At 51.2% G+C, this 15,514-nt stretch carries 6 protein-coding genes; 1 reads left to right on the top strand and 5 read right to left on the bottom strand.

Features of this window, described 5'->3' with window-relative positions; translation table 11 throughout:
• Positions 1-20: 20 nt before the first annotated feature.
• Together CWC46_RS10990 and CWC46_RS10985 are read right to left on the bottom strand one after the other, a co-directional pair.
• Positions 21-8,618, bottom strand: coding sequence for a glycoside hydrolase family 94 protein (locus tag CWC46_RS10990; protein ID WP_021016535.1), 8,598 nt, complete (start codon positions 8,616-8,618; stop codon positions 21-23).
• Between the two features lie 322 nt (positions 8,619-8,940).
• Positions 8,941-10,023, bottom strand: coding sequence for a LacI family DNA-binding transcriptional regulator (locus CWC46_RS10985; RefSeq protein WP_021016536.1), 1,083 nt, complete (start codon positions 10,021-10,023; stop codon positions 8,941-8,943).
• Positions 10,024-10,286: 263 nt separating this feature from the next.
• Between CWC46_RS10985 and CWC46_RS10980 the strand changes: the two genes are divergently transcribed.
• Positions 10,287-11,537 carry a maltoporin gene (locus CWC46_RS10980; RefSeq protein ID WP_021016537.1) on the top strand — a complete coding sequence of 417 codons (1,251 nt, stop codon included), beginning with the start codon at positions 10,287-10,289 and terminating at the stop codon, positions 11,535-11,537.
• Between the two features lie 181 nt (positions 11,538-11,718).
• Here CWC46_RS10980 and CWC46_RS10975 read toward each other — a convergent pair whose 3' ends face one another.
• From CWC46_RS10975 to CWC46_RS10965, 3 genes are all read right to left on the bottom strand, one after another.
• Positions 11,719-12,033 carry a PTS sugar transporter subunit IIB gene (locus tag CWC46_RS10975; RefSeq protein WP_021016538.1) on the bottom strand — a complete coding sequence of 105 codons (315 nt, stop codon included), beginning with the start codon at positions 12,031-12,033 and terminating at the stop codon, positions 11,719-11,721.
• A 72-nt stretch (positions 12,034-12,105) separates the two neighbouring features.
• On the bottom strand, positions 12,106-14,166 hold the full coding sequence (locus CWC46_RS10970) for a beta-galactosidase (RefSeq protein WP_021016539.1): 2,061 nt from the start codon (positions 14,164-14,166) through the stop codon (positions 12,106-12,108).
• A 144-nt stretch (positions 14,167-14,310) separates the two neighbouring features.
• A complete protein-coding gene (locus CWC46_RS10965; RefSeq protein WP_021016540.1) occupies positions 14,311-15,513 on the bottom strand; it encodes a glycoside hydrolase family 53 protein in 1,203 nt (400 codons plus the stop codon).
• Position 15,514: the final 1 nt, after the last annotated feature.

Here is a 15,514-nt window from a genome sequence, read left to right as displayed (position 1 = left end):
TGTTCAAATCCCGATCCCGCTCACAGCGTGAGTAGTATCTGATGATCCCCTGACACCACCGTAACCGGTACCGATCCTTCCTCTGCCTCAACGGGGATAGCCACATCATCCAGTGTTGCCTGTGCAATCCCTCGGCACCGGTGCGAATCATTCACCACGCGAATAGTATAGTGAGCGTCCCCCAGCGTGACGGTTGCCTCAAAACCTGGCCAGTGTGATGGAATACAAGGGCAAAGAATCAACCGATCACCTTCACGATGAATGCCAAGAATGCCCTCGATACCCGCCCGGTACATCCACCCTGCCGAGCCGGTGTACCAGGTCCAGCCACCACGCCCGGTATGGGGGGCAACGGAATAAACATCAGCAGCGATGACATAAGGTTCAACCCGGTATCGGGAAACCTGTTCCGGCGTTGAAGCGTGGTTGATTGGGTTAAGCAATGCAAACAGTTCTGCGGCTTTATCACCTTCCCCCATCTGGGCAAAAGCCAGCACCGCCCACAGCGCGGCATGGGTGTATTGCCCGCCATTTTCGCGAAGACCGGGTGGGTAGCCTTTGATGTAACCAGGATCATGCATAGTGTGATCAAACGGTGGCGTGAACAGCAAAGCCAGTCCCTCTTTTCGTCGAATCAGGTAGTCCTCCATCGAGGCCATGGCTAACGCCGCGCGCTCAGGGATGGCAGCACCGGAAAGTACCGCCCATGACTGCACGATCGAATCAATGACACACTCATCATTGCTATGACTGCCAAGCCAGGTGCCATCATCAAACGTTGCCCGGCGATACCAGGCGCCGTCCCATGCTGTACGCTCAATAGCCTGCCGCACCGACTCGGCATGCTCACGCCAGCGTGAGACGCGCTCTGCTTCCGAAGCATCGGCCAGTGGGGCAAAGATTTCTATTGTGCGGATGAGCAGCCATCCCAGCCAGACACTTTCGCCTTTCCCGCCTTCCCCGACACGATTCATGCCATCGTTCCAATCCCCGCTCCCCATCAGCGGTAAACCATGAGTTCCGGTCAACGACAGGCACTGATCCAACCCTCGAGCACAGTGCTCAAACAGAGACGCTGACTCAGCGCACGGCATGGGTTGGAAGAAGATATCATGCTCATCCGGGGCAACCGGCGGCCCATCCAGAAAGCAGATGGACTCGGCCAGAACACTGTAATCCTGACTGACCTGCACATACGTTGCGGTGGCAAAAGCCAGCCAGACACGATCATCAGAAATATGGGTTCTTACCCCGGCACCGCTATGTGGTAGCCACCAATGCTGAAAATCACCTTCGACAAACTGTCGTCCAGCCGCCCGCAACAGGTGTTGCCGCGTCTCCTGAGGGTAGGAGAAGGTCAATGCCATGCCATCCTGTAACTGGTCGCGGAAACCATATGCGCCACTGGCCTGATAAAACCCGCAACGGGCCTGAATGCGACATGACAGCGTCTGATAGAGCAACCAGCCATTGAGCATAATGTCCATTGCTCTGTCTGGTGTTTTAATCTGTATCGCACCGGTTATTGCCTCCCAATGCGCTTCAACCTCACTCAGCACCTGATCCAGATCGATTTTCCGATATTTCTCAATCAGGTCTCTGACCTGTTCAACGGAGGTCCCTTGACCGATACACCAGACTATCTCGGTCTGCTCTCCAGGGGCCAGATGGATCTGTGTCTGTAACACACTACAGGGGTCGACTCCGGCCGCTACATTCCCTGATAACTGACGGTTTTCCATCAGTGCCGCTGGCAACCTCATTTGTCCATTACGACCGATAAATTCGGTTCTGTCGGCGGTCAATGATGACTGCTGACCCGCTAAATCAGCAAAACCGATGCGTCCTGGAAAACTGCCGGACCAGAGATTACTCACCAGCATCGCGCCCGTCTGTGCATCTACATGACTGAGTAGATAAGGCGCACTGGCGCTACGTAAACCACCCAGCACCCATTCGGCATAGGCAGTAATAGTCAGATAGCGCACTTGCGTTGAGGTGTTATGTACTTTCAGACGAGATATTTTTATCGGATCAACCAGTGGGACATACTGTAATAATTCCAGCTCAATGCCATTGGCATTATGAGCAAACTTGCTATAACCCAGCCCGTGCCGGGCGACGTAGCACCCACCATCATTAATCGGCCATGCTGTTGGCGTCCATAGTACACCGCTGACATCATCATGTACGTACAGCACTTCTCCACCGGGATCAGACACCGCATCATTACCCCAGGGCGTCAGCTGATTTTCACGGCTGTTTTCCGCCCAGGTGTAACCACTACCCACTTCCGACACCTGAAAACCAAACGTTGGGTTGGCAATAATATTCACCCACGGCGCAGGGGTTGTGAGCCCGGCCTCGAGGACCGTGACATATTCACGCCCCTGTCGGGCAAACCCGCCAATACCGTTAAAAAACTCGAGTTCCTCCGTCAGCGGCATCTTGTCTGGCACACTCAGCTTTAACATGCGTGGCAGACGACGCCGGGGAGGTGCATACGGGATTAAGTCAAGTTGGTGGGAAATTGCCCCTCGACGGGCAACCAACGATATTCTCGCTACCGATAGCAGCAAAGCCCTTGACTCTTGCGACATTAAGTCCGCACGCAGGGCAAATACGGATCCCCGGGTCTGTGCCCCTCCCAAACGCGGTCTGGACTGGCTACTGTGAATCGCTGTTTCGATAGCCATCTGTAGATCCTGTATATAAGACGATGCGCGCTCATTAACGATGACCAGATCCACATTCAGCAACTTCATACGCCAATATTCATGCGCTCTCAGCAGTTGATGAACCTGGGCGATATCATCAATATCATCAATACGTAGCAGCACAATGGGCAAATCACCCGAAATCGACATCGGCCAAAGACCCGATTGTGCTCCCGCACCACGGACTATCGATTCAACCGGGGCCCGAAAACGCGGATCGGCATAGAGTACCGGGGCCGCCAAACGTTGAAAATCCGCCGCTTCTTCCGCCTTCACACCAAGATGACGCAATTGCACCTGAGCCTGTGTCCAGGCAAAGGTTTTATCACGTTCAAACGCACTACGATCATGATGCTTATCGATCACATCAATCAGTTCTTCACGCGAGGTAGCGATAACGGTCCAGAACGCCAGACGAACCGTTTTACCGGCGGGAACCGTCACCTGCTGACGCAGTGAAAATATGGGATCAAGTACCGTGCCTGTGGTATTCGACAACGCCTTATGGCCTGAAATAGCATCGGCAGTCATGACTGATTTCCCCCGGCCGATAAAACGCGCACGGTCGGATTCATACTGTATTTCGCTGCCATCCGTCCCTTCCAGCACCATAAAATGTGCAGCCCAGACCGGATGCTCATCCTGGCTTCTTGGCCGACGGGTAGCAATTAATGCAGAAAATTCATCCAGATACTCTGTTTGTATAAATAAACGGGAAAAGGCTGTATGGGCATTATCGGCGCTGGGCGGAGCCAGCACGATTTCCGCATAGGACGTCAGTTCAATGTCACGCTGCCGCCGGCCACTGTTCGTCAGGGTAATACGGCGTACTTCACCATCGCTTTCACACGAAACCAATACATCCATCGTAGTGGTCAATGTGCGTTCATAACGGATGAAGGAGGCGTGATCTTCCCCGAAAATAACATCGTGACGATGGGGGGGTTCGCCAATTGCACTATTGATGATGTTAGAAGGGGGTGGCAGATTTCCCGCCGGTTCCATTAACGGATGTTCGTCAGCCGCAGTCCAGATTCTTCCACTGCGCATATCACGTAACAGAATAAAACTCCCCCAGTTATCCCGGGTCGGGTCTTCCCGCCAGCGTGTAACCGCTAACCCACGGCAGTGGCTATAACCGGATCCGGTTGTGGTAAGCATCACGGCATAGCGGCCATTGGAAAGTAAATGTGTTACGGGCGCCCCTACGGGTATAGCGGAAAAACGCCGCAATATGGCCGCTTCATTAGTGCTTTCACTCCGGCTGTCTTTCACATCGTCTGGCAGCGGCTCAGCAATAGCGACGTGCACTGGCCGGCTTTCCTGTAACAGCAGGTTACAGGACTGAATCATCGGTTCACGATGAAAACGGCAGCGCATATTGCCATCATGCAACGTGTTGGCGATCGCCACCAGTGTCATCCCCTGATGGTGTGCCATGAAGCTGTAAACAATGGCCACCTTTTCATTATCTGGCAAGCGCGAAGGTGTAAAATCCATTGCCTCATAAAATCCATAGCGGCCAGAAGCCCCCAACGCCGCCAAGCGCTCATAGTTTCGGCAGGCGGCAAGCGGATCGATCATGGTTGCCAACCCGGTCGCATACGGCGCCACCACCAGATTATCCGCCAGTCCCCGTTTCAACCCCAGACCAGGAACACCGAAATTGGTGTATTGATAGATGAAATCGATATCACGCGCATTATAGGCCGATTCAGAAATGCCCCAGGGAAGTGATAGGCTTCGGCCATAAGTTTGCTGCTGCGCCACAATCAGACGGGTCGTCTGTTCCAGCAAACTCCCTAATGGCGCACGCATCAACAACGATGGCATCAGGTACTCGAACATCGAACCCGACCATGACATTAGTGCCGAGCTACGGCCGATACGCGTGGCGCCCCGTCCCAGACGAAACCAGTGTCGAGTGCCGACATCGCCTTTGGCGATAGCAAACAGACTGGCTAATCGCGCCTCGGAAGCCAGCAGATCATAGCAACTGACATCAAGGCGATTTTCCGACATTAAATAGCCAATCGACAGCAGCTTACGCTCCGGGTCAACAAGAAACTTAAAGTCCATTTCCATCGCCATCGTCCGTGCCCGGGAAGCCAGGTTCTGCAACCGCTCAACCAGCATCTCGCGCAGAGCACCAGGGCAGACCCGTTCCCTCTCCTGCTCAACTAACATCGATCGCGCGGCATTCATCCAGAAAATGGGGTCGACGATAACACCATCATCAGTTCGCGGTAACAACGCATAAGTTCGCTGCAACAACGGTTCCAACTGCCGAAGAGATGCCGATAACAGACGTTCAGGGGCAAGATCACTGTTCAGTAAATTCTCAATATTGTCTAACGACTGGAGTAGCAAAGGCTCATTCTGAGTCTCCTGATGCCGAGACAGCGCATCACGAATCAGTTGGAGATGGTCGGCTAATGGCTCACGAACATCCTGTTCCCAGCACGCTTCCTGCCATAACTCACAGGCATTCGCCAATGCGATCAGATCACCAGCCAGATTGCCACTATCCACCGAAGAGACATAAGCCGGTAATAATGTCTGGAGCGTCTGCGTGTCATACCAGTTAAGAAAATGGCCATTAAAACGCTGTAACTGATCCAGAGTGGTGAACGTCGCTTCCAGACGATCAAGCACATTCTCTATGCCAATCCAGCCAAAATCTCGCGCTGACACCGTGGAGAGTAAATACAGACCAATATTGGTGGGCGAGGTACGGTGAGCAATAACCGGTTTTGGACGCTCCTGAAAATTATCCGGTGGCAGGTCATGTTCATGCTCAGTGACAAAGGTTTCGAAAAAACGCCAGGTACGCCGGGCGATCAATCTCAACGCCTGTTTATCCGCCTCGCTAATGTTTTCCTCCCGTGTGATAGCACGCTCTTCGCTGGCCCATAATGCCAACACGGGTGCCGCTAACCATAGCAATGCCAGCGGAAGCCAAAGTGGCCAGTTCCAGGGTGACATCACCAGCGCGCCACCCACCACAATCACGCCAAGCAACAAACCGCCAGCCATGTAAACATAAAAGCCCACCAGCGTCAGACGAGGGCGCCGCCCGGATTCCGCCGCGGTCGTCCACTCCAGCAAATGCTTGCGGGTGATAGTCAAACGCACCAGGGTACGAGAGAGAGCATCAAGCACTCGCCAGGTATTATCGAGAAGAAACGCCAGCAAGAGGAAGACCTGCATGAATGCCAGTTTGAGGTCACTTAGCAGATGTTCGAGGGGATGGCTCTGCTGCAATGACTTCTGGCGTGTCAGTCCCCACCAGCAGCGGGAAATAATATCCCAGAAAATCGGCAAATAAGCCGAGAATGCCAGTACCAACAGCACCACGAGGAAACCTTTCCACGCCAGCGCCAACGGCAAAACATTAAAAAGAAACATCATCAATAACAAACTGGGGGCTAAAAGCGAACGCCGTAGGTTATCAACCATCTTCCAGCGTCCTACTGCGGATAACGACGCCGTCTTACCTGTAGCGGTATGCGCCAGCCCCAGGATCCACGGTAAGAGTTGCCAGTCACCACGCGTCCAGCGGTGTTGCCGCTCGACAACAACGTCATAGCGGGAGGGAAAAGTTTCGATCAGTTCAACATCCGATGCCAGTCCCGAACGGGCATAACTGCCCTCAAACAGATCATGGCTCAATAACGTGTTTTCAGGAATGCGTCCCTCTAATGCCCGTTCAAAAGCATCCACGTCATAGATTCCCTTTCCGGTATAGGAGCCATTGCCGAATAAATCCTGATAGACATCAGATACTGCGGCTTCATAAGGATTAATGCCCCCCGGCGCAGTGAAAATACGCTGATACCGTGACCCTTCATGTCCTGCGGGCAGCGATGGCGTAATACGGGGTTGCAAAATGGCATAACCGGCGACAATATGCTGACCGCTGGCATCCCAGCATGGCTGGTTAAGCGGGTGCGCCATTTTGCCAATCAGTTTTAATGCCGTATCACGAGGTAAAAGCGTATCCGCATCCAGCGTAATCACATAGCGGACATCCGGCGGGACATAAACAGCTTGTTGCTCAACCGGTATAAAACTGGTATCCGTAGCACCACGCAATAAGCGGTTAAGTTCGTGCAATTTTCCCCGTTTACGCTCCCAGCCCATCCACACATTTTCACTGGCGTTGAACAGTCTTTTACGATGCAGCAATAAAAAACGCCTGCCGGCAGGCCCCGGTTCATAGCGATCATTAAGCTGCTGGATGGTTCGTGATGCCAGGCTTAACAGCGCTCGATCTCTTTCGATAGTTTCCGTATCGGCATCAATACCATCCGTCAGCAAGGCAAACGTCATGTCGCCCTGGCCACTGGACAGATAATGAACTTCGAGTTGCGCTATTTGTTGCAGGATATCCTGCTCATTGGACAGCAATGTCGGTATTACTATCATGGTCCGGTAACGCGTTGGCACACCATATAATAGTTCCAACCCAGCCAATGGCGAGGCACCGCATAACGCGGTAATCAGGCGGTTAACCCAGGCTATCGCAACTTCAGAAAATGGAATCAGGCAGACGAGGCCGATCAATATCAGCCAGACGGCTGAAACCACGGGGAGTGACAATATGACCCCTATCCCTGCGAATAACAGTGCAGTAAAAAACCCGATTGATCCCAGATAACCGGTCATGCCAACACGCCGGGTAAACCGGTTAAAACACAGTGCTGCGCCAGGCCGAAAACCGATAGCCGCTTCCAGTTGCGGTCTCCCTTCTGCAATCAGGTAATAACCTGGATCGCGTTTTCGGGCACTGAGATCATCGTAAGGCGATGAATCAGGATCACCTTGCGCCATCAGTAAGGCTTCTTTCGCAATATCCAATTCCGTACACGGCGCCCGACGCCCAAGATGCTCAATTGCACTGCGGTATAGATTGCGGGTGGTAAAATCCATCTCATCGAATGCACTGCCTTCCCGTAGACACACATCAACCAGACTGACACTTTCAAAAAATGTCGCCCAATCCATGTCGGAGATTAGCCGCATGCTGGTGATAATATTACGCACAGTGACGTTGGACGCGCCAAGGCGTTGCTGGGTGGATTGCACGACTTCATCCATCGAACTTCCCTGCTGGCTCAGTCGGTATTCCAGCCATCCCAGTGCGGGTGTAGTTCGGGGATCCAGATCGCGTAAGCGTTTCACCAACTGAGCCGCAAACGTATCAGACAAAGGTGCCTTGTTGTAACGGGCAATTTCATTAGCCAATGCAGCTTGCCCATCCCCGGCACGCAAAAGATTATTCGCAACGGATTCCGCTTCGGCTCGCGCCAGACGCCCTGCGGTCATTTGGTCAGCCAGGCGGCGTAGATTTTCAATCAACACAATACGCAAGGTAATGGCAACAGCCCACAGTTCCCCGATCGTCAAGGGCTGCACTTCTTGATATGCCATGATGAAACGGCGTAATGCTTCTGGATCAATATAACTATCCGTGTGAGCGACAAAGGCCCACACCAGACCAAGTACCCGGGGATAACCGACAAACGGCCCCTGAGATAACTTAGGCAGTTGTCGGTAATAATGTGGGGGAAGATCTTCGCGGACTTCACGAATCTGCTCAGCGACCAGATGATAGTTATCCAATAACCACTCGGCTGCCGGCACCACACGTCGGCCTTTTTCCAGTTCGGCGGCATTGGCGCGATAAGCGGCCAGGAGCACTTTAGCATTATCATTCAGTCGATGGTGTAACGGCGGAACAAAAGGCGGTGAACTCGTCACCGTCTGAACGGTAGCCAATGTGCGCCCGTTTTGTTCCAAACGTTCCGGGCCAAATAACTCGCCTCTTACCGGTAGAGTATCATTCCAGGGCGACGAGGATTCACGCGAATTAAACCGTGATCGAGAGAATATTTTCATAATCGCCTTTTAACCTGAGCGCAAAATCCGCACAGGTGGTATTGAAAGTAACGTCAAAAAAGCTGACAAACCTTATGGGTACAGGAGTATCAGTGCTTTAATAAAGTTATGAGAGTGCGAACATCCGCTCGAATTCGCTCACGTCATGAGCGGAGGTGACTAAAAGTAAAGCGAATTTAAGTATAGTAGATAAAATGTCCGACCATTGAATATTCTGTCGGAGCAGGTAGGTTACAAAACGCCAACTCTATCAAAGCAGGGCGTTATCTTACTCAGCCTGGAATCCTTTCCAGGCATGATTGGCAGGTATCACGTCCGGCACTCAAACACCCATCTGGCTTATCTTTTGAGCGAGCGCTCGCAATTCATCTGCAATCTGCTGCAAGTTATTGTCATCATGAACCTGCGGCCCGGTCGAATTACGTATCACCAGTTTTGCCGGCAGGATCGACGACGAACGCTGTGCGTCGTCCTCATTGACCCCAAGCACTCGTCTCACCGCTTCTTTGCCTTGCAAGTCCAGATCCAGCGATACGGTGGTTAATGCCGGATAAAAGAACGCGCTTTCATAGGTATTATCGTAACCAATTACTGATTTCTCTCCGGGAATGGACAATTGATGTTGGTGGAAAGCACTCAATACACCGAGTGACATCTGATCATTACCCACCAGCACCGCCGAGAAGTGCGGTGTTTCCCGCATCATTTGTAGCGCCCCCGCATAACCACTTTGCGCATCCCAGTTACCATGCAACACCGTAACGGGATTCAGTCCGTAATCATGCAGCGCCTCCTGCCAGTTTTTCAGCCGCAGATTGGCTGAAATAGAGTGCTGGGGACCAGCCAACAGCGCGATATCACGGTGCCCCAACTCATAGAGATACTTCACGCTGGCGCGGGTGCCATCTGCTGGATTGAAGGAGACGTTGAACACCGAGCTATACGGGTCAACATCCAGAAACAGACAGATGATATCGTCATTGTCCGCAGCGATTTTTTCCGCCGCCGCCGTTTCCAGTGGGACGTTGATAATAACTTTATCCACCAGTTGGGACTTAAGCTCGTTGATGGAGTCCTGGATAGCATGATTGACGTTCTCATCAATCATTGAAATCAACACCAGATATCCTTCGGTATTCGCGTAACGTTTTACCGCTGCCGCCACCTGGGAAGGCGCATGTAATGCCAGTGAAATCGTCACCAGCCCCAACGTCCGGCTGCGTTTACCTACCAGTTGTTGTGCCAGACGATTCGGCACATACCTTAATAGCTCAATAGACTGTTCAACCTTGCGGCGCGTGGATTCTGACACATTGGCAGACTTGTTCAGTACCCGGGAAACCGTCTGATAAGATACGCCGGCATGACGAGCGACATCCTCTAACGTACTACTTTTCGACTTCATGGTTCGCTCCCTGCAATAGTGATGTCTTAATTGTAACAGGCACTCCGTCACCAACATAGTTATCGTTATAATACGTCAAAAAGTCACCATAAAAGTTATTCGTTCACATATTAGAACAAGTGATCAAGTTCACTTCCTATTACAAATAACGCTGTTTTATTTGCATTAAATCACAATAAATTGATAAGAGAATTGCTTGTTATATAAATTAGTACTTTCATAGCCTTTTAAATGTGAACGTATTACAAATAAAAGAGGCATACATGAATACGACGTTGCGTACCCTATCCGTCGCTATTGCAGTGACACTCACTTCCCCTTCTCTGTTTGCCATTGATTTTCACGGCTATTTGCGATCTGGTGTGGGTGTCTCGCGTAATGGCAGCCTGGAGGAGTGGCAAAAAAACAAGGTAGGTCGTCTGGGAAATGAATCCGACACTTATGGCGAAGTTGAGCTGGGCAGTGAGGTTTACAAAAAAAATGATGTCAGTTTCTATGTGGACAGTATGGTCAGCATGGTGTCTAACGGTGCCACTGACAATGAAACCACTATTGGCGATAACGCTCAGTTCGGGCTCCGCCAGCTTAATTTACAGATCAAAGGTCTGATCCCTGGCGATCCAAACGCGGTGATCTGGGGCGGCAAACGCTATTACCAACGCCACGATCTGCACATCATTGATACTAAATACTGGAATATCTCTGGTGCGGGCGCGGGCGTGGAAAATTTGTCCTTTGGTCCTGGCGCGGTTTCAGTGGCCTGGATCCGGGGTGATGGCAATGATGTGGACTACCGGGTAAATAACGATAACGACCTCAACATCAACTATCTCGACCTACGCTATGCCGGTTGGAAACCCTGGTCTGGCGCCTGGACAGAATTTGGTATTGATTACGCCATGCCTAATCCAACCAAAAAACAGAAAGAGTATGGTGGCCTGTACGACGCCAAGAATGGCGTGATGCTCACCAGTGAAATCAGTCAGGACATGCTGGGTGGCTATGACAAGATCGTGTTGCAGTATGCCACCAAAGGTCTGGCGCAGAATATGGTGTCTCAGGGCGGCGGCTGGTATGACGTTTGGAACAATACTGATGATGCCACGGGCTACCGGGTGATCAATACCGGTCTGATCCCGATTACCGATAAATTTTCGCTCAATCACGTATTGACCTATGGCTCGGCAAACAATATCAGCGCCCAAATCGATAAAAGCCGGTTGATCTCGCTGGTTGGCCGTGCACAGTATCAATTCACCGATTATGTCCGCGCTATTGGCGAAGTCGGTGTCTTCTACCAGAAAGATGACCACAAAGATGGCAGTCAGTACAAACAGGGTGGCGAGAAATACACCATTGCACTGGGGTTAGCGGATGGACCGGCGTTCATGTCACGTCCGGAATTACGCATCTTTGCCTCGTACCTGAATGATTCTGAGCAGGGGAAATCATTTCAGGATGGCACGGCCAGCAACACCTGGAATTTTGGTGTACAGGTGGAAGCATGGTGGTAATAAAAAAATAGAATAAACCGCAACGTTCCATACTGAAATTAATTGTACATTACTTCCCTCAGCAATTGAGTTTTGCTATTGCTGGCAATGTGTTTTATCTATAAAAAAATAGACTTCAGGATAACGAGCCTAGATTCATTTATTGATAACCACTTCAAGTGGTTATCAATATTTTTTATTCTTAATCATTAATAGAAAAACGTGTTTCAAGTAATTTACGTAGATTATCCGATTGCGTACCAAATACGGCATGAACCTCCTGACCAATAATAATCACGCCTAATGCCCCTGATTTCTGCAACCCGCTAGAATCCACCATAGACAGGTCATTAACGGTAACACGCAGCCGCGTAATACAGGCATCTACATATTTTATGTTCTCTCTTCCACCAAAGTTTTGTATTAATTTTTCCAGATACTGGTTGTCAATATCACTATTTTCCACCATTTTTTTGGGGTGGGAAAAATAGTTGATAAAAGATTTCAAATTTACCATTCTTATTTCCTCATATCATGCAAAAACAAAAACGCCCGATCAATAGAACGGGCGCAATCCATAAAGATCAACCTATGCCAGATAACGGGATAAAATACGGTAGCCCCATGGCAGTAAAGTGATCATGCCCGACAACGCCTTTCCATTTGCCATATCTACATAACCCGCTGGCAGGGATAGCGTTTTCATCTCATCACTGAAATTCTGCACAATAACGAACTCACACTCACCATCAGTTCGTCGCTGTGCCGTAACACTATAAGGTAGCACGGTTTCCAGTGCACGAGGCAGATTGAGCTTTGCCGCCAGTGCGCCAAAGAAATCGCGCTGGAATGCCGCATCATTGCGTGAAGCCACATACCAGGCCTCACCCGCGCCGAACCGGTTGACCGTCACAGCGGGACGCCCGGCATAAAAATCACTGCCGTAAGTCGCCAGCGCCGTCGCCCCCTCAAGATGAAGCAATTCACACAGGTGGCGCGCCGACCAGGCCCCTTGCAGCCCTAGCGTATTGCCAGGTGTGCTATTAACGCTATTGGTTTCACCCTCTTTCAGACAATCGATCTCCTCTGCCCAGATACCCAACAGCGGACGCAAAGGACCGGGGAAACCGCCAAGATGACACAGGTCGGTCTCATTGACGATCCCACTCCAGTAAGTAGTGACAAACTGCCCTCCCTGCCTGACAAAGTCTTCGGCGTTTTTGGCGAACCCGTCACGTACCATGTACAGCATGGGGGCAATCACCAGTTGGTAACCACTGAGATCACAATCGGCATTAATGATATCCACGGCGATGCCCTGTTCCCAGAAGGGGCGATAATGCTCCGCCACAGTCTTCTCATAATACAGTCCATGGTTGCGCGGCCCTTGCGCATCATCCATTGCCCAACGACTTTCCCAATCAAAAATGATAGCCACACGAGCGTCAATCCGGCTACCCGCCACCGGGGCCATAACACCCAACAGGCGACCCAGCTCACTGACTTCCTGTCCGACCCGGGTATCAAGGCGACCAGAATGATCAATCACCGCACCGTGAAATTTTTCCACCGAACCACGACTTTTCCGCCACTGAAAGTACTGGATAGAATCCGCACCGTGCGCCACCGCCTGCAATGAAGAAAGAATATGCATACCGGGTCTCTTCAGCTTGCTGGTCGGTTGCCAGTTGGTGACGCTTGGACTGGATTCCATCAGCACAAACGGTTTTCCCTGCTTCAGCGTACGCATCAGATCGTGGTACATGGCCGTGTAGCAAGCCAGTTCCGTTTCATCCGGCTGGCTATGCCACTGCGGGTAGCTGTCCCAGGAGATAAAATCAATCACCTGTGCCAACTGCCAGTAATCGTAATCGTAGAAATACTCCATAAAATTAGTGGTGGCGGGCAGATTCGGGTTCACCGCTTTCAGCGGGACGATTTCCTGTGCACAGAAATCGGTGGCCTGCGTACTACAAAAACGCCGCCAGTCCAGATTTAAACCATGGATGGACACCTCACCCTGTGGTGCCGGTGATTCAATCTGTGACCAATCGCTATAAGTATGACTCCAGAACGTGCTCCACCAGGCTTCGTTCAACTTGTTCAGCGTCTGATATCGCAGCTGTAACCAGCGACGAAAATTATCCTGACAACGGCTGCAATGGCACTCGCCACTATATTCATTGGAAATATGCCAGCCAATCACCGCTGGATGGTACGCATAGCGATGTGCCAGCTGGTGGTTGATAGCATTGACCTTGCGGCGATAAATCGGTGACGATGGGCAATGATTATGCCGACCACCATGCAATGCCTGTACCCGGTCACGCCCCACGCGCAGCACTTCAGGATATTTCTGAGACATCCACGCCGGTCTGGCACCACTGGGCGTGGCCAAAAAGACCCGAATACCGGCGGCATTCAATTTATCCAGCACATCATCCAGCCAGTCGAATTGATATTTTCCCTCTTCCGGTTCCAGCATTGACCAACTGAAAATACCCACCGACATGACATTACAATTCGCCTGCTTCATCATTTGAATATCTTGTTCAATTACCCCCGGATAATTAATCCATTGCTCCGGGTTATAGTCTGCTCCGTGCAATAAGCCAGCAACCTTTGCGCTTAAAGGAGGAAATTTATTCATTACAACCTCTTGAATATTGACCACTGAATTTCTGTATTTACCAATAGGTTTCGAGTTGCAGAAAGGTGCCGACCGCAGGAATTTCCAAGGTCGACACCACACCTGTAACGTGAAAAATGACGGGTATAACGATGTTGTGAAAAATCAATTAAATACCTTGACGGAAGGCAGGACGTTTCCCTGGCAATCAAACAAGGCTTGATTTTCCCTGGCATTTCCCTCTTTCCATTTATCATGGATATATTTCATGCCCGCTGGCGTTGCCCACCCGGCACCCGGCACCGCAATCCAGGTGGGTTCCCAATAAAACATCCCTTTACCGCGACCATCGGGCACATCAATGATGCTTTGCATTAAATCGTGAATGAAATCGCTCTGCCCTTGAACCGTTGCCGGATAGCCACCAGCTTTTGCCTCTTTGTCGGTAAAACTGTTTTCGGCATCATCGCAATTTGCCAGGGTGTAACCATAAGCGGCTTCCACCACAATCACGTTCTTACCGTAGCGCTTGCTGATATCATCCATATTGGCTTTCAGCGCACTGATCGGACCATTCCAATAGGTGTACATTGACAGGCCGATGACATCGAACGGTACATTACGTCGGGTGATTTCATCGAACCACCAGCGGAAGGTGTCATTCTTGGTTCCCTCTGCCAGATGCAGCATGATTTTCACCTGTGATGGCGAGGTCAGATTTTCCCGCAGACCACTTATCGCGGCGTTCAACAGTCCAGCCAAACGATCAAATTCACCACCACCCTGTCCCCAGCTTTTGCCTTCCGGCCACAATATGCCGCCGTTAATCTCATTGCCGATTTGCACCATATCCGGCAGCACTCCCTGCTGTTTGAACGTGGCAATGGTGTCGCGGGTATAGTCATGAATCGCCGTTTTCAATTGTTCATATCCCATCCCCTGCCAGGCCTTGGGCTTGTACTGTTTACCGGGATCGGTCCAGAAATCGCTGTAATGAAAATCCAGTAACAACTTCATCCCCTGCGCCTTGGCGCGCTTTGCCAGCGCCAGTGTGGTGGCGAGATCATTGTTACCCCCGCCATACGGGTTACCAGCGCTGTCCTTCGGATCGACCCACAGGCGCAGACGGACGTAATTCACGCCGTTGTGTCGGAGAATGACCAGTGGGTCCTGCCGGACGTGATGCTCATCATAGAACTTGCCACCATGCTGCTCGACATCAGCCAATGTGGAAATATCCACGCCTTTAATAAACCCGGTGGGCTCATGGCGCAGCGGGGTGATCACTATCGGGTCAGCCGCCACTACCGGGGCCGCGGGGGCTAAAACGAGACAAAACCCTAAAAACGCCAACGTGCTTGTATTCATG

The sequence above is a fragment of the Prodigiosinella confusarubida genome (genome assembly GCF_002847015.1).
GTDB classification, from domain to species: domain Bacteria; phylum Pseudomonadota; class Gammaproteobacteria; order Enterobacterales; family Enterobacteriaceae; genus Prodigiosinella; species Prodigiosinella aquatilis.
This window is presented reverse-complemented; position numbering and strand designations above follow the sequence as displayed.